This window comes from Parashewanella spongiae (assembly GCF_004358345.1).
Classification (GTDB): Bacteria; Pseudomonadota; Gammaproteobacteria; order Enterobacterales; family Shewanellaceae; genus Parashewanella; species Parashewanella spongiae.
In genome coordinates, this window is record NZ_CP037952.1 from 4,847,944 (window position 1) to 4,870,653 (window position 22,710).

Below are 22,710 nucleotides of genomic sequence, written 5' to 3' on the forward strand. Positions count from 1 at the left end.
ATATATTTGAATGAACTATTGCCAAATACATTTGCATGTCGCCAAATGCATTTGGTTTTAATACCAATTACAGTAATTAAATGCTCAACTCAGAGCTATGTATGTGCTCATAGTGCAATCGAAATTGATGAAGACATAGTTATTACCGACATACAAAACTGTCGTTATTACATTGCTACGTCAAGACAATTTTGAGAAGTATTCTTTATAAACCAAAGTGAGCACATACAAGCTCCCGAAGGGCAAGGCTAAAGGGTTCCATTACTGCGTTACAAGCACTTGAATTATCCCGACAAAAGCACGAAGTGCGTTGAACGCCAGTTTTGTATGGCGGCCGTAGGGAATATAGTACTTCGAGCTTGTGCCTTGCACTGAAACCCTTTAGCTCTTGCTGAGTGAGAGATTAATTACTGTAATTGGTATAAGGTTAAAAACGCCCTCTAGAGGTAAGTCAGTGTACCGCTTAAATGGGGACGCTTGCCTTTCTTATCTCTCAACTCAAACACAACAAGGTCTTCATTAACATCCTGACAAAAACCAATTTCAGATGGCATGAAAATTGGTAATTTAAACTCAACGTCAATTGAAAACTTTTCACTCTTTAAATTACTTGAAAGCTTAGACATACAACAAGCTTTAGACCACATTCCATGTGCTAACACTTTTTCGAACCCAAAGCGCTTAGAAAGCATCGGATGTAAGTGGATCAAATTGTAATCATCAGAAGCCCGAGCATATTTCCAACCTAAATCTGAAGATAAAACTATTGGCTTAGCATTAGAAAAATCAATACTATTTGCTCTTGGAGGTCTTTTTCTTTTTCCACCTTCAACGCGGTACAAATAAGTTGAAGTAGACTCCCACACCAATTCGTGATCGATAAATGCCTTAGAATGTAACACAAACTCTAGTCCCGAATCAGTCAGGTCACTGCTGACAAGTTCGCAAATCGTATTCACTTTTTCTGATACATTAATATTACGATAATGATGAATTTTATTTTTTAAATGGATCATTCCAAGTAAAGGAAATGTCACTGAATCTTGAGTAAATATTGCAGCATGCAAACGAAACATAATGACATGTAAATAAGTCGGAGGAACGATATTATCCTTGAACTCGAAGCCACAAACCTGCGCATACTGCACCACTTTTTTGCGATTTAACTCTACATTATCTAGCGACATGCGGATAAAAGGTAACGGTTTGTTGTCCCAACCAGGTTTACGAGCAAAAAAAATTTTTCGATAAAGCGAAAACAATGACGGCATTGTTTGCAATTCAACTTTCTGTTGCATACCTAGGTTCATTTCCTTGAGATGATAATTTAAGCTCCGAATTATATAGCAATATTCCCTTTTTGAAACATGGTTATCAGCTGCAATGTTTCATAAGTAAAGCAAGCACAGATTAACCATTTGATATAAAAGTTATTTTCATATCAAAAAATACAGAGTTTATAAAAAGCATCATAATTTAAACTGCGATACAGTCGTCTCGACTTGTTTCATCGAATTGAGTACGCTCATACTGCTTGTTTGCAAAGTATTACTTCCTTGAGCTGTTTGCTCTGCAATCACGACAATATTGCTTAAGTACGTATTTACACCCTCTGATACTTCAACTTGATGGCCACTTTGCTCAGTGATGATTTCGCTGGTTCGTTGAATACTGGTTACACGTTCAAGCACTTCATTTAAGGAGGACGACAACTCAGTGTTTTTTTGCATACAACTTTTGCTTCCATCTAACCCAACTAGCATCAATTCTCTGGCTTGATGAGTTTGATCTTGGATCATCTTAATCGTGTGTTGAATGTCTTTCGTTGATTCTTGAGTTTTCATTGCTAAAGAACGAACCTCATCAGCCACCACCGAAAACCCTCGTCCTGCATCGCCAGCTCTTGCCGCTTCAATCGCCGCATTTAAAGCGAGTAAATTTGTTTGATCGGCAATATTTTCAATAACTTCTAGAACTTTTCCAATAGCAGCGCTCGATTCAGACAGCGAATAAATGACTTCAGAAGTATGTTCTACGTTATTTGTTAGAGCACTTAACTCTTGTGTCGCTTCGGTAACAAGGGCCGAACTGTCTTTCGTGCCTTTAAATATATTATCAGCTTGCTCTTTCGCGGTATTAACACTTTCACTGACAGTGATCACTGAACCTGACAGTGTATCCATCGCTTGAGTGATATGCTGAATTTGTTGTTTTTGTTCAGTAGTCCCTTGGCGAGTCTGCTCAGTAATCGATGAAAAATCATCAAGTTGGTTATGAACAATACTCACTGATCCTGCAACATCAGAAACCGAACATTGCACTTTTTGAATAAATAAATTAAATTCTCGGGACAAGTTTCCCATTTCATCATTGCTGTTTTCGTCCAATCGTTTAGTTAAATCACCATCTCCTCGAGTTAACTCAATGACAGCTGAAGTTAATTTCCGCATTGGATTCACGATGCTTTTGGTAATAAATAACGCTGAGAAAATAGCAATGCCGCTAATTGAAATCAGTAAACTCAGTACCCAAAATAGCTGAGATTGAACATTAACCTCTACCTTCTTTGCTAGGTGCATCGCTTCTGTAAGTGTTTCATCAATTAGCTCATGTAACCCTTTTTGGATAGCATTGCGTTTCTGATTCAAAATACGACGATCTAATAATCGTTGCTCACCATTGCTTGCTAAGTGCTGCTCAATATTCTTAAACCAACTTTTCGCTTGCTCCTCAATACGCTGACTTTGTTGTTTCGCAGTGTCTTCTAGGGCATTTATCTTTGCTAATTGTAATTGATTAAAAAACGTCTTCTCTAAAGCTGTTAATCTATTAAGTACATGATCTGCAACTTTTGGCTCTGTCATTGCCATTATTTCGTTGGCATACATCTCTATTTCGAGAAAAGTTTCCCACGCACCTCGACTGTTATTAATTGCTATCAGAGGCTGATTAAGCGCAAAAACAGTCTGCTTACCTTGATCATCCAATTGCTTTATCAAAAACAAACTTAACAAAGTAAACAGCAAAATGAGCAAGGAAAAACTGAATATGACTTTATTTTTTATTTTCATGATATCGCCTAATAAGGAAGGATAGGTAAACTAACTGCAGCATCCTTGCCTGTCAGTGTTAACAAAAACGCTTCGATATCTGCGATTTCTGAAGGAGATAATCGAACGGAGATCATTAACGGGGATAACGAGTCACGACGAAGAAAACGACCGGAATAATGTTTAATTACCTCAGTGAGGTCATTCATCGAGCCATCATGCATGTATGGGGCTCGTTGGCTGATGTTCCTCAAACTCGGCGTTTTAAAAGCAAAGTTATGTTCAGTATTACCGCTAATTAAAGCCCGACCTTTATCATTACTGGCAAGCCCAATGTCATGGTACTTTTGATCAGTAAAATTCCATCCACTGTGACAACTTACACAACCCGCTTTTCCATTAAACAATTTAAAACCGCTTTTAGCCGCTAAGCTAATTGCATTCTCATCTCCTTCAACCCAGCGATCGAATGGCGACTCACCTGACACAATCGTACGTTCAAATGTGGCTATCGCTTTTCGTACATTTGTCTCATTAAGACCTGTATCACCAAATACTTCGGTAAATAAGTTGCGATAACCAGAGACTTGACTAAGACGATCAACAACTTCATCCATACTGATGTTCATTTCAACAGCCGCTTCAATGGGTCCTTGAGCTTGTGCTTCTAAATTTCCGGCTCGACCATCCCAAAAAAACTCATTACCCCAAGCGACATTGATGATGGTTGGCGAATGTCTGCCAAGTTCAGTATTCTGACTTCCTACAGAACGTGCTGTTGCATCCTCCCATCCGAAACTCGGGTTATGACAAGTTGCACAGGTTAAGTTACGGTTTTTACTTAAACGAGGATCAAAAAATAACATCTTACCCAAAGTAGCTTTGGCCGCACTGTATGGGTTCGAAGCCGGAAATGGAATATGATCGGGCCTGCGATATTGAGTTTTATCTACTGCAACAACAGTGCTTGAAAAAATGAGAGAAAAAAGACAACTGAAAACAAATTTTTTTTTCATAGATAACCTAAACATACATTATTTTGGTCGCAAATTACGACACTTAAAGCCCATAAGTCGCAGGCACACTTTTCAAGTAGAGTAGGCTACTGGCTTCGCTATCGCTTATCCAGCAGCCCCTCTTCGATTCCGTGCATGAGGTTTTCCCTCACACGGCTCTGTTGTTACACTTCTCTCAGCTCCTTCACTTTGCTTATCATCTTGTCGTGGGTAAATACTCAAGACCAGCTTGGCGTAATTTTTCGTAAGCACCTCGTGATAGATACTTGCTTCGACGTTGACTTAAGCGACGATGCCATCGATAGAATCGGTTTACTACAAATCCATTTATTCTGAAAAATACTCCTCTGGGATATCCTATCCCAGCAAAATAGTGTTTCCATCCACTCAGAACTTGATTAACTTTATTTATCAGTACGCCAAGTGTATTTGAGGTTCGATGCTTCACTATGTCTCTGAGTTTATTTTTCAGCTTTGTTTGGCTCTTCTTAGACGCCTGTATCTTAATGTAACTGGTGCCTTTGATGAGGCCTGTGATCCGTTGAAAGTTAAAACCGAGGAAATCAAACTCATTCATCAGCTTTCCCATATCCACACAGTGGGTTTTACTTTGATTTAGCTTCAGACCTTCATCACTTAATTGCTGTGCTATCCAGTCCAGTTGCTCTTGTGTGTAGGTTTGCTTATGAAGTACAACAAAATCATCTGCATAGGTAACGATTTTACACGGTGTTTTTTCGTGTATTTTCAAACAGAAATCGTTGAGATAGATGTTAGCCAGTAGTGGAGAGATAACTCCGCCTTGCGGAGTGCCACATCGGCTTGCTTCTATTCGCCATTTCCCGTTGACCGTCTCTATGCTGATGGGCGCTTTGATAAAGCTTTTCAGTAAACTCAGAAAGCTGCTGTCGCTTATTCGCCTTTCTACTTTTGCCATCAACTTAGCGTGCGGGATGGTATCGAAATAGGCGCTCAAGTCAGCATCGAGTACGTGCTGATAGCCTTGTTTTAGGCTCATTTCAATGACTTTTACCGCTTGCTGGGCGCTTCGACATGGACGGTAGCCATAACTGTGTTCATGTAAATGAGGTTCGTAGACGGGTTGCATCACTATTGTCATCGCCATTTGCACAATTCTGTCACTGATTATCGGGATCCCAAGTTTCCGCGTTTTGCCGTTGTCTTTGAGTATTTCTACTCGTTTGACTGGGCTAGGTCGATAGTTTTTCTGTTGTAATTGAGTTTGAATTTCTTTTAACAGCGCAACGACTTTCTTTTGCTGCTCTAGATAACTGAATGTGATGCCATCAATTCCTGCTCCGCCTTTATTGGCTTTGCATCGTCGATAGGCTTCTTCGAGTATATCTAGGCGACTGAGTTTATCGTACAAGCTGTAAAATCGAAGCTCCGAGTTAAGCTTTGAGCGTAAGTAAAGTTTTCGCTGTAATATTCTGATATTTACTGGAGTGTTAGCCATATGGCAATTTCACCTCAAAAGTTACGTTAAAAAACGGGTGTAACACTGAGCCCCTTCCCTGATGTAAAGTTATGTTGTCTTCACGGTTAACGGTACTATGGGCTCATCCGACTGCCTGAGCGCCCTATCTGAAATTTCGGTTTACCTTATATTCGGATAGTGCAAGTCACTACCTTCCAACACTCAGGCTCTCCCACGTTCACTTTATTTCCTTCAATACATGCCACTTCATATTACGGCGGAAGATCAAACAGATGCATTTACCAGTTGCTTCTCTGTTTGTGTCAGGGTTCGTCAACTAGGAAAGACTCCCCATCTTCATTTTTTGATTTACGACGCTTAACTGAATTCTCTTGATGCTGCGGCCTACATTGCATCTCAACCTTTATTCAAGGCCTTTGTCACAGGGCTTCATGTCATAGCGGTTACCCATTATGCATGCCCGTCAGATTTCGGGATGAACTGGTAATTATCCCGTCAGGTACGTTTCAACCTGATGGACTTATTATAAATAATAACGTTGCTGTCTCTGGTTTATGGCCATGTAATCGCTTGGCTGCGTATACGTTGAGACAAATCCCGCAACAGAATAAAGCGCTTCGTGGCGCTCCCTAGAAACATCAGTTGACTGCGTTCCAAGCGTAGAAAAAATGGCTGATAGTAAGGCGTAGCTTGCAGCAAGTAGTTATTCTACTTGTAAAAGTTACAACGCAGATAGCAGCCATTTTAGCAAGCTTGTGAGCGTAGAGCACTTCACTCATTAGGTGAAAGCCATGATGATAAAGTCATCTTATTGACTCAAACAGTTACTCATATACTCAGCGTTCAACTGATGATTTTAGGTTCAAGGAGAAATTGGTAAAAAGTGACTATTTATTTTTTATTAAACAAACCTAACATAATTACAGTATTTTAAATGGTTAAATCATCATCAAATGAGTTTAATTTATTAGCATTCGGATAAATTCATAGATTTAAGTCTTACTTAACGGCTGATAAACATCATTCTTTAACTAATTTAAAGGATTTTATTCATCTTTTATACACAGAAAGGTTACGTCATGCTCCCTCAGTATTTTTCCCACATTTCTTTTAAACAACCCGGTAATCCCGATGTACTTTCTCTTTCAATGTCACCCCTTCCTAAGCCTATCGATGAACAAGTTCTCATCAAAGTTTCTGCTGCTGGAGTGAATGGCCCTGATATCGCTCAAAGGCAAGGTATCTATCCTGCACCTATTTCAGCGTCACCGATTTTAGGGCTTGAAGTTTCTGGAGTTATCGTTGCCATTGGAGAACAAGTTTCACACTGGAAAATTGGCGATAAAGTTTGTGCATTATTGCCTGGTGGCGGTTATGGAGAATATGTACTCACCCAAAGTAGTCATTGCTTACCGATTCCAAAAGGATTTTCTGACATCGAAGCCGCCGTATTACCTGAAACAATGTTTACGGTTTGGGGAAATCTATTTGATCGCGGGGAATTACAAGCTGGCGAAACCGTGCTGATTCACGGAGCCTCTGGCGGATTAGGAAATTGTGCCATCTCTCTCGCAAAAGCGTTTGGCGCTACCGTTATCACCACTTCAGGCTCAGAAGATAAACAACAACACTGCCTTGGACTTGGCGCTGATCATGCTTTTAACTACCACGACCCAGAGTTATTAGAACAAATCAATCAAGTTACAAACCATCAGGGCGTAGATCTGATTTTTGATATGGCGGCTGGAGATTTTGTAAACTTAAATTTAAAACTGCTTGCCGAGGATGGTCGTTTGGTCACTGTAGCCCTTAAGCGAGGTGCAAAAGCCAATGTAGATGTATTCCGCTTGATGGCGAAACGCATAACATGGACAGGCTCAACTTTACGTCCACAAAGTGATGCTGCCAAAGCTAATATTGCTAATCGGTTACTTCAATCTGTATGGCCATTATTAGAGCAAAACAAATTTAGGCCTCATATTCATCAAACTTTTAAGCTCACCGATGCGAAAAAAGCGCATGAATTGCTCGAATCTGGACAACATAGAGGCAAAGTAGTGCTCAAGATCTGCTCTCTATAGCATTAGTGAATTTCCCCAGTATGAGCCCAATTACTTTCTATAAAGTAACGAAAGAGCCTAAAATTTCACTAAAAATTGAAATGTCGTAAATGTGAAACAATTCAAAATTAATATTGGAAATAGCAAAAAAACTTGAAGCCCAGAAATTTTCGGCTACAGTCGTAATGAGTCAAGTGGAAAGCACGTATGAGTAGGCTTTCCACTAAGTTAACCGTAAATTGAGATCTTTTTTGAAGTCTGAATCTTCAATATTTCGATGTAAAATTCAGACGTATGTGTTGAGTGAAGGACATTAGCATATATGAACAGCATGACAAAAAATCAAGTTTGGTATGGTGAGTTACGCTCATCAAGAGGTAATACTGTTGTCATTTACGATAAAGATCTCCCCGAAGCCTCCTCTGGGCGGATATACTTATATAATACAAGTCGTCAAGCAATCGTCGAATATGTAAAAGATATCGTAGAAAATAATCTGCATGATCTCGACACAAGTAGTCTCAAAAAAGCACAAGATAATTTCACAGAAGCTTGGAAAAGTGCCAAAAACAAATTCTTAGAAGAACATAACAAACATGTGACTCTTGAAGAAGACGTAGTCAGCATTATTGGTACTAACACAAGTGACGATGAACCTGCTCTTGATATCTCAGGCTCTGACACTGTATCCGATACTGAAAGTGACAGCTGGGAAACTGGTTTCGATGATGATGACGTTTAAATCAATGGCCACTCATGATGTTATCAATCATTAATTATACCAATTACAGTAATTGGTATTAAACATCAAAAGTGCTCACTGATACAAAATGCTTTGCTACTTAATCGTTTCAAATTGGTAACGACTAAGGTGATGATAAGTTTGATCCGGCAATGTCCACCCTTCACTAGACAGTTTTGGACTATTAGGCGCATTAGGAAAGAGTTGAGGCTCAATACATATCGCTTGGTGTTGTTGATAAACTTTTTGATTTTTACCTACGGTGCCTTGTAGAAAATTTGCCGTATAAAATTGCACCCCAGGTTGGTTAGTATGTACTGTCATCTCAATGCCACTAACAGCTGAACTTACACAACCAAACCTTTGTAACTCTTCGTCATTTTCAGCCATAACAAAACAATGATCAAATCCTTTAGTTGCTGACAGTGACTCGCTCTGCAAACCTGCTGATAACGTTTGTTGATATGCAAAATCGAGCTCAGTATCGGCAGTAGACTCAATAGAAATTGGTATCCCTTCATGATCGGCTTTCAGGTAACTTGTGCAATCTGTTTGAAAGCTGTGCGAACCAATATGTGTCGAGCCATCTAAATTAAAATAACTATGTTGCGTTAAATTAATGGGGCAAGGTTTTGTGGTTGTGGCATAAATCTCGACAAACAAGTTATTACCAACTAAACGATAATCAAGCTGTACACTACACTTGCCCGGAAAACCCATCTCACCATCAGGGCTGCATAAAGTTAATCGAACACCATCTACTAAATGGCCAATTTTCCATTGTTTTTGATTAAATCCGTCACGGCCACCATGTAAACAATTCGCCTGATTGTTAATATCAAGCTGATATTGTTGACCTTCGTGTTCTAACTTCCCTTTGGCGATACGGTTAGCAAAACGCCCCGCGATGGCTCCAAGGTGCGCATTTTGTTCTAAGTAAGCTTCAATAGAGTCGCAACCCAAGACAATATTTTGTCGAGTTCCATCTCGATCTGGAACCCATAAATTGCGAATAATTCCGCCTAAACTCAGCACTTCAATCGCGATAGTACCGTTATCAACAATGACACGATCAATTTGACCTCCGCGAGGATCGGCCCATGGTTCTAGTACCTTAATATGATTCATTGGTATTCTTCTTATCCTATGAGCAGAGTTTAAGTATCAATTCTTGATGCCGCTGAAGCTGCGCTACACAAGTACACTTGGGCTTCAATTCCCGTTGCTTTTAAGTATTCACTCTCAACCGCATAAACGACATCATCGGTCAGCTCATGCTCAACAAGTGCGACCACACTGCCACCAAAGCCACTACCCGTTAAGCGAACGCCTCCTCTTTCACCGATACAAGCCTTAACAATGTCAACCAACTTATCTAACTCTGGAATACTCATTTCAAAATCATCTCGCATCGATTGATGCGACTCTGCCATTAAGCTACTAAGCTTTTTAATGTTACATTGCTCTAAGGCTCTCGCAGCATTTTGAGTTCGGCGGTTTTCTGTGATGACGTGTTTGGCTCTCCGATACAATTGTGTTGATAACTCTGCTTCAATTTCATGCAATTGATTTAATTTCACATGCCTTAAGCTTTCTAAACCCAAATGCTCAGCAACCTGCTGACATTCATGCTTACGTTGTTGATATTTTTGCTGAACTTCGCAAGCATATTTTCCAGAATGTATAATGATTAAACTTAAACTTTCCGGAATCGCCACAGCTTCATAATCAAGATCAAGACAGTCAATAAGTAAAGCTTGGTTTTGTTCAGCTAGGGCACTGATCATTTGATCTTTCATACCACAAGTGCGCCCCATATAATTGTACTCACCACGTTGAGCGATTTGTGCGACCGCTAACGGTGATAAGTGCAGTTGATGGGCATCGTTCAATGCTGAACCAAAGGCAATTTCTAAAGCCGAAGAAGAGGAAAAACCACTTTCGATAGGGATATCGCTGACAATAGCAATATCAAGACCATTCGCTTCTAAGCCTGACTGCGCTAAAGCAGAAGTAAAACATTTTAAATAGTTTGCCCAACAAACTCCCGTTGCTTGTACACCTTCATCGCCGAAATTCCATTCAATAAATTCATCCGGTGCGATGTCAGTTACAGCACGAAATACCTTGTCATCTCTGCGTTTTGCGGCTATCACAACACGAAAGTTAATCGCAGCAGGAAGTACAAACCCCTCATTGTAGTCAGTATGCTCTCCCATAAGATTAATCCGCCCTGGTGCTTGATAACAAGCATCGGCGGTAGTGCCAAATGTTCTGACAAATAACTTGGTTGCACGTTGAACTGGGGATGACATAAAGGGCTATACTTCCAACATTAATTATTTTTCACTATTTGAGAGTTATATCACGACTTTAATCCTAATGTAACCAAAGACCGCGATTCTAAAGGGCTTACGAAGAAGAACACCAAACAAATGGAAGTGACCTCAAGGGAGAGGCCACTATAAATTCGTTACTTTTAGGTAGTAGCAGGGTTTGTAGCTGATGAATAATAATGGAAAACTTTACTCAATATTAACGTGATCCCTATCGTCATAGCTAAAGTAATCGCCATTAAATCAATAAAATGCAATGGGCTCCAAATAAAAGTAAACACGGCATAGATGCCAACACCAATGACTAGACCAATTTTAATCGCCCTAGCGTGAACATTTTTAAATACTAAGGCACAAATAAATGCGGCAAGTACTGGCATAGAATATAAACCATTCAGTTGCTGCAACAAGCTGATAATGCTTTCTGACTGCGCAAAGACAGGAACCAAGCACAGTGCGATTAAAGTGAACACGAGTGCAACTCTTGAACCCACTTTTTTCACATCAGCCGAGTCGTTTACATAATTCAGGTGGATATCACAGGTATAAAGTGCAGCAGCAGAATTTAAGCAGGAATTAAATGAGCTCAAAACAGCACCCGCGATGACAGCAGCAAATGCGCCTGAAAGCCACGAAGGTAATACATTGCCAACTAGCATGCCATAAGCCACATCTCCCACATCACCATAAAGTTTTAATGCGACTAAGCCGGGCAAAACGACAATCAAGGGAATGATGAGCTTCATGAATACCGCGGCATATAAGCCTTTTTGTGCTTCACGAACCGACTTAGCGGCCAAAGCTCTTTGGGTGATCACCATATTGGTTCCCCAATAGAAAATTTGAATAAAAATCATCCCAGTAAAGAGCGTATGCCAAGGGATATCTGAATTTTCATCTCCGATAAGAGTCAAATTTTCTACAGGTAAACCGGATAAATCCCAATTGATGGCATGCATGGCTAAATAGGACACTACAACACCCATCAATAATAAACCAATGCCGTTCATTGTGTCAGAAATAGCAATGGCTCTTAGCCCGCCAAAAATCGCATAAATGGAACCTGCAATAGCAAAGGTAATGGCCAGAACGACCACAGAGATATCAAGGTTGAACATTGATTTCATAAACAGCGAGCCCGTATAAAGCACCACAGGCAATAAAATAAATGCGTACCCCATCATAAAGAGTACTGACACCATGGCTCGAATACCTTTATCGTTATACTTTTTTTCGAGCAACTCCGTCGTTGTCGTACAGTTATACTTGTAATAAATCGGGATCAGCCATTTAGCTAAGATGACCAAACCTACCGCAGCAGCAATTTCCCACCAGGCTACCAGTAAAGTTTGTGCGCCATTCATGCCGACGATTTGCTCGGCACTGATATTGGTCATCACCAGTGAGCCTGCAACAACAACCCAGCTTAATCCCCCGCCAGCAAGAAAGTAATCACGGCTATCATTGGTATCTCTTGGCGTTTTGCGACATTTAACATAGGTAATAGCAGCGACTAATGCTGTCAGCAATACAAATATACTTACTTGAATAATAGTATCCACGATATCAGTCCTGTTTCAGTAATTGAGTTTGACCAATCTGACGCGCCACGGTTGCAACATCGTCGCTGGCTTCAATTGGTTTTAAGATAAAGCTAAAATGCATAGGTTGCGACGGAATTCGATAAGGCTTATGTACTGGTCGTCCCCAAGACGTGTCGCCACCAACGCCCATCTGTTTTGCATCAATATTCCAAGTAACAAAATCTCGTAATGGAATTTCTCCACCATGGTTTTGTGTAACTGGCACTAAACCAGACGCTGAGTTTTGCGAATCCCCATCTCGAAAGTCAATGTCCGATTGAGCAAAAGGCCAAAAACTAGTCTGCAACTCATTCGCCGCAACCACCACCAACCCCTTACCTTTCGTATCTGTTACAGCGGCGTAACGAACTTGTGTTCTTTGTCCTGTCTCTTGTGGACGAGAGTAACGATGAAACCCTTCCTCAACAGGCAAGTGATACCAACCCAGTGGATTTCCTGACAGTCTGTCAGCATAAGTTTCTTCAGGCCCGCGTCCATAGTAATGCATTACTCGTTGACTGAAAGGCAATCGAGTACTAAAACCAAAACGGGGTAAATCTGCTAATTTTTCTACCCCTGACTGATAGTAACTACTTACCACCAAACTACCTTGAGCACCAACTTGATAAAAAGTGACTAAATTAAATCCTAAACTAGGGTGAGAATGAGTGACTTTCACACCCCGTTCAGCGGTTCTTTCGATGTTCGTAACTTCAAGTTCAGCGGCCGCATCTTGCCAAATATCAGCCCATTTAGGCATACCATTGCCTAAATCATTATCCGTCGGCGCCCGCCAAAAGTTCGCAGCCAGAGGTTGTATTAGTAATTTTTCGTCTTTATTTAAAATTTGCGCCAACCAGCCGTTTGTTTTTGAAATTTGATAACTCACGCCTTGGCTGTTCAATAACCATAAATCATCCGTCTGTTTCAATTGATGCTCAGGGGCTTTAGCACCTCGGTTTGCAGTGGGTGATACCAATAAAAATTGTTCGAAAGCGATTTTATGACCAATAGGCAGTAACGGCTGAGGTGCATCCACTTCAAGAATCAAGAGAAGTTGATATTCATAGAGAGGGTCAACCGCAAAGCTGAGTGGGATACTTAACGATTTCTCTTGTTGTGCGGGAATACTAAGCGCGTTCTTCCGCCCCGATATTATGGTGACACCATCTTTTTGAACCTGCCATGTAAGGCTTAAACCCGCGCTGCTGATAAAATCATATTTATTGTTCAGCGTGACATTTACCTGATTATTGTCATAACTAAAATCTGTAAAACTAAAAGGCTGGTAAACTTTCTTCACTTCACTTAAATGAGGATGAGGATTACGATTGGGATCCACCAGCCCGTTATTTAGAAAATTCCCATCCGTTGGCATTGTTGGATGATAATCCTTACCATAAGCAAAGAACTTTTGACCATTTTTATTTGTTCTTTCAAGTGATTGATCAACCCAATCCCAAATAAATCCGCCTTGTAAATGTGGATAACGCTCAATCACATTCCAATAGTCTTGCAGATTTCCGACAGAATTCCCCATTGCATGAGCATACTCGATCATGATCAAAGGCCGCTCAGGATTATTCTTCGCGTATCGTTCAATTTTTTCAATCGATGGATACATTGGCGCATAAATATCAACATAATCAGCTAATTCTGCGGGTTCATACTGTACTGGACGACTGCTATCCCGCTGCTTTATCCAATGTGAAAGTGCCTCAAAGACACGCCCTTCACCGGCTTCATTACCTAATGACCAAATAATTACCGAAGGGTGATTTTTATCACGCTCAACCATACGTTCAACACGCGCCATGTGCGCGGATAACCAACTTAACTCATCGCCAATTTGAGTTTTTTCATCAATAGCTAAAGGGTGAGATTCAATATTGGCTTCATCCACCACATACAAACCATACTTATCGGTGAGCTTTAACCAATATGGATCATTAGGGTAATGGCTAGAGCGGACGGCATTAATGTTATTTTGTTTCATCAAACGAATGTCTTGTTCCATGCGGTCACGACTGACGACATGAGCGGTAACTGGATCCGTTTCGTGACGATCAACACCTCGAATAGTAATGGCTTGATGATTAACGGTCAGCTGACCGTTTTTAATTTCAATATGACGAAAACCAATTTGTTGGCTGCTTACCTGCAATAACTTGCCTTCAGCATTATAGATGCTCACCAATAATTGATATAAGTGAGGTGTTTCTACCGTCCACAATTTTGGTTCTAATAATTGCACATCAAAATCAACGACTTGCTCATCAACAAGCTCAACATTTTTTTTGGCGCTTGTCACAACAAGTCCATGAGGAGATAACAGCTGATAATCAACTTGAACGGTTTCAGGTTGGTCATGATTGTTGAGCAAAACTTGAACATGGGCGCTGGCTTTATCTAATTTTTTATTCAGCTCAGATGAAAACTCGATATCGGCAATGCGCTGGGCCTCTGTGGCATACAAATAGACGTCTCGTTCAATCCCTGATAACCGCAGCATGTCTTGGCTTTCTAAATAACTGGCATCACTCCATCGAATTATTTTCATACCAATGACATTGACACCTGATTTCAATGCTGGAGTGATATCAAATTCAGCGGCAGTTTTCGCGCCTTGGCTGTACCCAATTTTTTGACCATTTACGTACAAGGTCACTGATGACCGTGCGGCTCCAAGATGAAAGAAAACTTGTTTATTTTTCCAATCCTCAGGCAAAACAAATTCACGCCGATAACTTCCGGTAGGGTTATAGTCCTCTGGCGCGTCAGGCCATGTGGTGGTAAACGGGTAACGTTCATCAAGATAAATCGCATGGCCAAAACCTTGTGACTCCCAATTACCCGGAACCTGTATGTGACTCCAACCTTCAGTGTCAGTATCGGCTACGCTAATATCAGCTGGCGCAGAAGCTGGATTATTAGCAAAATGGAATTGCCAAATACCATTTAGATCATAAAAATTTCGGCTTAAACGATGATCGTCTGCCATCGCAAATTTCATTGATGAGTAAGGAAAAAAACTCGCATGTGCAGGTAATTTATTGTCTTCGAAGTATTGGTGGTTTTGCCAAGGCTCTTGAGCTATCACTATGGTCGACAACAAGAAACTCAGCCAAACGCTAGGTATAATCCATTTAAAGTAAAGTTTTTTCATCGCTATTCTATTCCCAATAAAATCACTTTTAAGCGAGTCGTTCCAAAAAGGTAAGTTCGTTGGTTATTTTCTGCTCCAAACGATGGTTATATAACGATTATTTGGGCTAACGGCAATACGATTGGCCATCTTGTGATCTTTACTCGGCGGCACCAAGCTTGTTACCTTTTGCCAGCCCGTTTGTGCTGAAGGGAGCCCAGTTTCAGGTAATTGCCATGCAAATAGCCCATCGTCTGATGCATTAAATATCCATGGTGAGCCAACAAGTTGCTGACCGCTCCATGCATAGTCTTCACTGCCAGAGTCCAAACTCACTAATTTACGATGGCTATTTTGCAGTGGATCAAATTGTGTAATTTGACGATCACCGTCTTGTTTCTTTAGCAAATAACTGAACGTCTTTGAATTAGGCACAACATGTAGACTTCGGCCTGCGTTGGCCACGGTAAAATGACCTTCATTAGCTTCTTGACCTTTTGGTTCGAAATACAAACTGTAGGCATATCGAGCCCAAATTAGAGTACCCAGTTCCGGATGGGTGGCGTAATAGCCAGCAGGGATATAACTTTTTATCGCTCGTTGTCTTGCTTGTCCAGCTTGTTTAACCCATACACTCTGGCGAGGGACGGCTTGTTCAACTACATACTGGAGCCCACTGGCAGTATCAGTTGGAGAAAATTCACTTTCATCTGGGGTATTGGTTAACTGGGTGAAAGTATTGGCTTCGATATTATATCGGTAAATATCATTGTGATTGGCATTTCTATTTGAAGAGAACACAATCCCTTTACTGTCTTGAGTAAAGCTGGCTTGATTGTCATAACCTTCACGGTTAGTAAGCATTTTGCCTTTACCGAGAGACCAAGATGACGTTTCAGAATCAAAAGAGAGTGGGTATAACACGATATCGTAGCCAGCGGCTTGAACAGTAGAAGTGAGCAGTACACTTAGAGTAAGAGATTTCAATAAACGCATAATGTTAATAATTTGTAATAGTTATTTCCCTCACCATATATTAGTTTTTGAATAATGTATACAGAAGGGTTATTCGATAACCCTTCTGTATTACAATCAGTTATTATACCAATTACAGCAATTAACTTCCCACTCAGCAAGAGCTAAAGGGTTTCAGTACAAGGCGCAAGTTTGAGGTACTATATACCCTAACGGCCGCCATACAAAGCTGGCGTTCAACGCACTTCGTGCTTTTGTCAGGATAATTCAAAAACTTGCAACACAGTAATGGAATCCTTTAACCTTGCCCTTCGGGAGCTTGTATGTGTCCAAATTACTACGCAAAATTGTCTTAACGTAGCAATGTAATAACGACAGTTTTGTATGCCGGAAATAACTATGTCTTCATCAATTTCACTTGTACTTTTAACACATACATAGCTCTGAGTTGGGTATTTAATTACTGTAATTGGTATTACTCAACAATCACATCAGCATTTCGTACCAAGGTAAAATATTCCTCATTTTGATTCAGTTTTAAGTCTATAGAGACTCGGTAACTTTCATCATCACGCTTACTAACATGACCCTTACCCAAATTAATATCCACGTTAAAATTGACGACTTCTAAGCCATCTTTAAGAATATCTTGTTTGGTTTTTAAAAAAACTTTCTGGTTTTCTGAATTGAGCTTAAAGGTATAAATGTTTTTTTCAGGTGTAGGGATTATCCAGCCTTGCTTAGGATCTTTATGCTTGTGAGAAACCAGCTGTAAAGGAAACTTCAGTAATGCGTTGCTCCCATGCTCCTTCAGACGATATGATAATGTCAACAAAACAACATCTGACTCTAGTTTTATTCCACCTTTATAAGTGATCTTTGCTCTTAATTGCTCTGCATTTGCCTGTTCTAACACTTCTCTATCAGTATGAGAAAAAATAAATAGCGTTGTTAAAGGAACACTAGCGCACCCTGTGAGTAACGAAAAACCTATAATAAGGCTAAATACACGTTTCAACATTTTACTTTCCTTTATAACCAATCTGTTCAAACGTCCATGTACTGTTATCCAAAAACATTTCGAAACAAAATTAACACTCAATTAACAATCAAACAAGGCGAATTATACCAATTACAGTAATTAACTTCCCACTCAGCAAGAGCTAAAGGATTTCAGTACAAGGCGCAAGTTTGAAGTACTATATTCCCTACGGCCGCCATACAAAGCTGGCGTTCAACGCACTTCGTGCTTTTGTCGGGATAATTCAAAAACTTGTAACGTAGTAATGTAATAACGACAGTTTTGTATGTCGGTAATAACTATGTCTTCATCAATTTAACTTGTACTTTGAACACATACATAGCTCTGAACTGGGAATTTAATTACTGTAATTGGTATTATTGCCCGAAGAGGTACAACCACAACACATTAAAGTAAATTCAGCTTATTTGAGTTTGCAAATTTAGAAGAAGTTCAACGGTTTTGAAAAAATGTAGAAGATTAGGGAGCTAGCGATTTAGAAAGTACCAATCTTTGTCATGCCTGCGAAGGCTGGTAGCCAGTAACTTTTATAGAAAAAAATAAAAGCACTAGGGTCTGTTGATCATTCAGGATTAAATTTTGTGCTATTTGAGCATTTATCTGTTCAAGGCGTAAGCAGTGATGCTTAGGATAGGAACTGTCCCTAAATAACTTCCCGATTTGTTACTGCTTAAAATTGCCAGTATCAAGGCGCGAAGAATGAAGTTTAGTTATTCTAAATGAAAGATGAGTAACGCAGAGAGTGGCAATTTTAAGCGTAACCCTTTGGGCTGTGTTTATTTTTGGCTTCTACTGTGTTGTCGAAAGCTTATGTAGAGTAACTACACCACACTTTCTTCGCCTTGTATAAGCTCAAAAATAAACGACAGCAAAACAGGGAAGTTATTTTGGGACAGTTCCTTAGCCATCTAAGTGAGCTGGTCACAACACAGAACAGTGAATGCTCAAAAGCATCGAGAAAAGAGAGAGCGTAAATTGGTCGCTCTTTCTAAATAAAAGGTGCTGCGTTATCGTTTTCTTGTTTGGAAACGAAGTAACGACAGTTTTGTATGTCTATAATAACCAAACCTCACAAACTCTGCCTTGCATAAAATAGCCAATTTATCGCTGCAAAAACAATCACGAAAGATCAACAGACCCTAATACCGACATACAAAACTTTCGTTACTTCATTTCCAGTCTGCGCAGGAGTGACGAGAACTCATCGGTATACTTGCTTCCGCAACTTTCCTTAGAGCTTGTTGTTCAGTTTTAGCAACTCGATAGGTCTGTGGACAATAAAATTAGCAGATTCTGCGGTTAATTCAGCCAATGAACCATAACCCCATAATACTGCGGCTGATCTCAAGCCGTTTTGTTTTGCCGCTGAAATATCAACCCCACGATCACCAATCATAATAGTAGAACTATCCACAGCTCCTTGTTGTTTCAAACTGGCAATTTGCTGGCTTTTTTGAATGCCAATGTCGCCGCCGCTGATAAACTCAAAATAAGCGTCTAACTTGAATAACTCTAAGATTTGTTGAGCGAAGTGGCGTGGCTTTGAGGTACAAACTCCCAATATCACATTTTGTTTTTGTAAAGTTTCAAGTACAAGTGGGATATCATCATAGAGTCGATTTCCAGAAAAACCGACTTCGCTAAAACGTTGACGATACTTTTGCACCAACGTCTGAATTTCAACGGGGTTACTCTGTCCAGTTATTTGTATAAAGGACATATCAAGCGGTGGACCAATATACTTTGCCACCTCAGCTTTCGATAGACTTGGATAGCCAAACGACTTGAGTGAGTAATTGATGCAATTTGTAATCCCGTCAATTGGGTCGCTTAAAGTGCCATCAAGATCAAAAAGCAGTTTGGCCATCATGATCATATTTCCTTATATAAATAAATCACCCCGCCCAGAGGGGGAGGGGCGAGGTATCGTTTAACGTTATCTTCACTCCAGCGAAGGCTGGAGCCTAGAGGCTTTTTCTTGTTTAGTGAAAGTCGCTGGATACCAGCCTACACTGGTATGACAAGGTACAAACCTTTTGTGTTAGTTCGCCTCAAGGGGAGGGGAATTAAACCCGAAATGATTAAACCCCTGTTTGTTTCACTTGTTGAAGCCAACCGTTAGGGGCTGTGCGTTTACCTAACTGCATATCGGTAAATACTTGGTAGATATTTTTAATGTGTTTACCAACCTTACCATCACCAACGGTAACGATACGGCCATCTTCAAAAATGTATGAGCCTACTGGCGATACCACTGCCGCAGTACCAAAGCCGCCTGCTTCAATGATTTCACCAGATTCGATATCTGCAATAAATTGGTTAAGCATTACGGTTTCTTGTCTTACTTCACACCCCAATACCTCGCCAAGCTCCAATATGGTTAAAGAGGTGATCGATTTTAAGATAGTGTCTGTAAATTTAGGAATGACTATACTGCCATCTTTGCGAACGTGAAAATGGTTCATCGCGCCAACTTCTTCAAGCTGAGTATTGGTAGAGTCCAAGTACAAGACCTGAGCGGCACCATATTCTGCGGCTTCTTTCGCGGCTCTCAGTGAAGCAGAGTAATTGCCAGCCGCTTTAGATGCGCCCGTACCACCTGACACAGCACGATGAAATTTTTTCGTGATCAATAGACGAATAGCTTTATCAGTACCAGCCTTATAATAAGCACCACTTGGACTTAGCATGACACAAAATGTGTATGCTTGGCTTGGGCTTACTGACAGGCGATCTTCAGTAGCAAAAATAAACGGCCTTACGTATAAGCATGCGCCGTCTTGCTCTGGAAACCATAATCGATCCACATCAATCAGTGCATGAATCGCTTGTTGTTGCAAGTTTTCATCTAAGTTGGGAATACAAACAATATCTGCAGAATTGTTCATGCGTTCGGCATTTTTGTCTAAACGGAAGGTATAAATTTCACCATCATCATGTTTAAACGCTTTAGCACCTTCAAAAATAGATTGTCCATAATGAATACACATTGCCCCTGGCATCATGCTTATTGACCCGTAGGGAACAATGCGTGGATCTTGCCAAACACCATCTCGATAATCCATCAGAAACATATGATCAGTACGCAAACGGCCAAAGCCAACTTCACCTTCCGGTGCAAATGGCTCACTACGACGCTCAGATGCCGCTTTTAACTGATAATCTATCTTCATGTTTCCTCACTCTTTGACTGCAAAACTGCATTGGTATCCACTAAATTCATTAGCAATACCTTGCAAAATTGGCTGAAGCCTAAAAACCCAAGTGAGCAATGTCAAGAAAACCCGAAGCGAGAGCATGATCTAACTCTCATCAGGCTGTAAAGTTTGTGAGCCGATGAGATAAATAGAGTTAGATTATGTTATTGAAAGTGCTTTAGATTATCAGCATTTAACATTCAACAAACTCACTGCCGCCTAAGGAGGCTCCCCCAAGCGGCAAATGAGTCAATCAACTCTTATTTTTACGATAGTATGTTTTTATTGCAAGGTATGAAAACACTAAAGAGTATAAAACCAAGATGCTGATATGCTTAATAATTGAGCCACCAGCATCCATATCTATGATTTTAAGTCCAAGCTGAGCTAAGTGATATGGCGGAAACACATTGGCGATTTCTTGCAGCGCTTTTGGCATCATATTTATGGGTATCCATAAACCAGATAAAAAGCTCATGGGTAAATAAATTAAGTTAATGATTGCCGCTGCACTATTGGCCTTTAAATAAAGCCCTAATGTCATTCCAATGGCACAAAAAGGCAATGAGCCAAAAACAAAGATCCCCGCCAGACTCAACCACTTAATCAATGGCAATTCCACATTTCCTAATGTCGCTCCTATCATGAACAAAATCAGCACAATAATTACCGCAAAAATTGCACTTAAAACGATCCTTGAAACAATGTAGGCTGAAGCTGGCATCGGTGATACTTCTTTCAAATGAAACCACCCTTGACCTCTTTCTACCGCAATGCCGACACCAAATGAAAATAATGCAGGGCCTACGATACCAAACACACAATAAGTGATCATTAAATAAGTGGGGGCCGATGATGGGTTTTTCGAAAACACCACACCAAAAAACACATAGAACATCACCGGAAATAGTATCGTGGGTAAACTAAACGCGGGGGTGCGTATTAAACGCTGTAATTCAGCTTTTGACTCCATAAAAAAGATTCTAAAAAGACTGACTTTATTTGCTGTTAACGTGCTCATTACTCTACCTCCAATATGGTTTCACTATTGTCATCAAGCGAGTTAATCATTGTAAATGCTTGCTCTAAGTCAGCCCCTGTTACCGTAAGATCACTCAGAGGTACGTTTCGATTGAATAATTCTTTTAAGGTTTCTTCAGCACAACTGGACTCTATGGTGTACTGAAATTGTTGTAAATCAGAATCATAATGGCTTGAAAGGTTAACAGCACGGCTGACGTTGGTGATTTCAACGTTACAAGTAAATTTGATGCATTTCACTTGGATTAGAGTTTTAATTTCTTTAGGCGTTCCTTCATGGATAATATTGCCACGGTTTAGGATGACAACTCGATCAGATAATCTATCCGCTTCTTCTAAATAATGCGTTGTTAATACGATAGAAGTGCCAGTGAGTTTAAGCTGCTCAATTGCTTCCCATAATGCTTTTCTTGAATCAATGTCCATTCCAACGGTTGGTTCATCTAAAAATAAAACTTTTGGATTTCCACAAATTGCTAATGCAAAAAGTAGTCGTTGTTTCTGGCCACCTGAAAGGTTCTTGCTGTACTCATGCTCTTTTTCTTGCAAACCAGAATAACCGAGCACTTTTTGGTAACTCATTGGGTTGGGGTAATAACTCTGAAACAACTTGATGTGTTCAGAAACAGTCGACATGTCCGGTACACCTGAAACTTGCAACATCACACCAGTTAGACGCCTAATACCGATATCACCAGCTTGATACCCTAAAAGGCTAATCTCTCCTTTTTTAGGTTTTATTTGGCCTAACATGGCTTTAATCAAGGTCGTTTTTCCAGCGCCATTTGGGCCTAAAATCGACAGCGTTTCACCTTGTTTAATTTTTAGATTTACATCATTTAAGACTATGTTTTCTTTATAGCCAAACGATAATTTATTCACTCGGCCCACTGTTTCCATTTGCTCACTCATCATGACGCGTCCTTGTATTCCATTTCAATAGTGGCAATTATCGACGTAACGACAATCAAACAACACTGAGCCTTGTCACCACATGACCATGACAAATGTCATTCTTATACCAATTACATGATTAACTCACTGGAAATTATTCAAAAAACAAA

Annotated in this window: 16 protein-coding genes; 2 read left to right on the forward strand and 14 right to left on the reverse strand. The window is 40.2% G+C overall.

The features are described 5' to 3' along the window. Window positions 1-440 precede the first annotated feature (440 nt). The 4 genes from E2I05_RS19125 to ltrA all read right to left on the reverse strand — a co-directional run bounded on the left by E2I05_RS19125 (window position 441) and on the right by ltrA (window position 5,543). The gene (locus E2I05_RS19125) at window positions 441-1,271 is read right to left on the reverse strand and encodes a MaoC/PaaZ C-terminal domain-containing protein (protein WP_121852204.1); all 831 of its coding nucleotides are present in this window, start codon (window positions 1,269-1,271) and stop codon (window positions 441-443) included. Window positions 1,272-1,469: 198 nt separating this feature from the next. Beyond that, complete coding sequence (locus E2I05_RS22160; protein ID WP_121852162.1) at window positions 1,470-3,071, reverse strand: methyl-accepting chemotaxis protein; 1,602 nt, start codon at window positions 3,069-3,071, stop codon at window positions 1,470-1,472. Between the two features lie 8 nt (window positions 3,072-3,079). Next, window positions 3,080-4,066: a cytochrome-c peroxidase gene (locus E2I05_RS19135; RefSeq protein ID WP_121852161.1), complete on the reverse strand. Its 987-nt coding sequence runs from the start codon at window positions 4,064-4,066 to the stop codon at window positions 3,080-3,082. 196 nt (window positions 4,067-4,262) lie between these two features. After that, complete coding sequence (ltrA, locus tag E2I05_RS19140) at window positions 4,263-5,543, reverse strand: group II intron reverse transcriptase/maturase (protein ID WP_133309811.1); 1,281 nt, start codon at window positions 5,541-5,543, stop codon at window positions 4,263-4,265. A 1,061-nt stretch (window positions 5,544-6,604) separates the two neighbouring features. Here ltrA and E2I05_RS19145 point away from each other — a divergent pair. Then, on the forward strand, window positions 6,605-7,606 hold the full coding sequence (locus E2I05_RS19145; RefSeq protein ID WP_121854788.1) for an NAD(P)H-quinone oxidoreductase: 1,002 nt from the start codon (window positions 6,605-6,607) through the stop codon (window positions 7,604-7,606). A gap of 301 nt (window positions 7,607-7,907) precedes the next feature. Continuing rightward, on the forward strand, window positions 7,908-8,327 hold the full coding sequence (locus tag E2I05_RS19150) for a hypothetical protein (protein WP_121854789.1): 420 nt from the start codon (window positions 7,908-7,910) through the stop codon (window positions 8,325-8,327). 96 nt (window positions 8,328-8,423) lie between these two features. On the opposite strand, the gene E2I05_RS19155 is transcribed toward E2I05_RS19150, so the two are convergent. The 10 genes from E2I05_RS19155 to E2I05_RS19200 all read right to left on the reverse strand — a co-directional run bounded on the left by E2I05_RS19155 (window position 8,424) and on the right by E2I05_RS19200 (window position 22,546). Beyond that, window positions 8,424-9,455: an aldose epimerase family protein gene (locus E2I05_RS19155; RefSeq protein WP_121854790.1), complete on the reverse strand. Its 1,032-nt coding sequence runs from the start codon at window positions 9,453-9,455 to the stop codon at window positions 8,424-8,426. Window positions 9,456-9,484: 29 nt separating this feature from the next. Then, window positions 9,485-10,642 (reverse strand): galactokinase, encoded by a 1,158-nt coding sequence (gene galK / locus E2I05_RS19160; RefSeq protein ID WP_121854791.1) that lies wholly within the window; start codon window positions 10,640-10,642, stop codon window positions 9,485-9,487. A 164-nt stretch (window positions 10,643-10,806) separates the two neighbouring features. After that, window positions 10,807-12,225: a solute:sodium symporter family transporter gene (locus E2I05_RS19165; RefSeq protein WP_121854792.1), complete on the reverse strand. Its 1,419-nt coding sequence runs from the start codon at window positions 12,223-12,225 to the stop codon at window positions 10,807-10,809. Between the two features lie 4 nt (window positions 12,226-12,229). Then, entirely contained in the window at window positions 12,230-15,412 is a 3,183-nt protein-coding gene (locus E2I05_RS19170) for a glycoside hydrolase family 2 TIM barrel-domain containing protein (RefSeq protein WP_121854793.1), read from the reverse strand. Between the two features lie 63 nt (window positions 15,413-15,475). Continuing rightward, on the reverse strand, window positions 15,476-16,378 hold the full coding sequence (locus E2I05_RS19175) for a TolB family protein (protein ID WP_243641142.1): 903 nt from the start codon (window positions 16,376-16,378) through the stop codon (window positions 15,476-15,478). Window positions 16,379-16,841: 463 nt separating this feature from the next. Beyond that, on the reverse strand, window positions 16,842-17,387 hold the full coding sequence (locus tag E2I05_RS19180; protein WP_121854795.1) for a hypothetical protein: 546 nt from the start codon (window positions 17,385-17,387) through the stop codon (window positions 16,842-16,844). 1,252 nt (window positions 17,388-18,639) lie between these two features. Next, window positions 18,640-19,278, reverse strand: a complete 639-nt coding sequence (locus E2I05_RS19185) for an HAD-IA family hydrolase (RefSeq protein ID WP_207805263.1) — start codon at window positions 19,276-19,278, stop codon at window positions 18,640-18,642. Between the two features lie 211 nt (window positions 19,279-19,489). Next, a complete protein-coding gene (locus E2I05_RS19190; RefSeq protein WP_121852855.1) occupies window positions 19,490-20,581 on the reverse strand; it encodes a branched-chain amino acid aminotransferase in 1,092 nt (363 codons plus the stop codon). Between the two features lie 277 nt (window positions 20,582-20,858). Then, window positions 20,859-21,578, reverse strand: coding sequence for an ABC transporter permease (locus E2I05_RS19195; protein WP_244935400.1), 720 nt, complete (start codon window positions 21,576-21,578; stop codon window positions 20,859-20,861). Between the two features lie 47 nt (window positions 21,579-21,625). After that, the gene (locus E2I05_RS19200) at window positions 21,626-22,546 is read right to left on the reverse strand and encodes an ABC transporter ATP-binding protein (RefSeq protein WP_170179656.1); all 921 of its coding nucleotides are present in this window, start codon (window positions 22,544-22,546) and stop codon (window positions 21,626-21,628) included. Window positions 22,547-22,710: the final 164 nt, after the last annotated feature.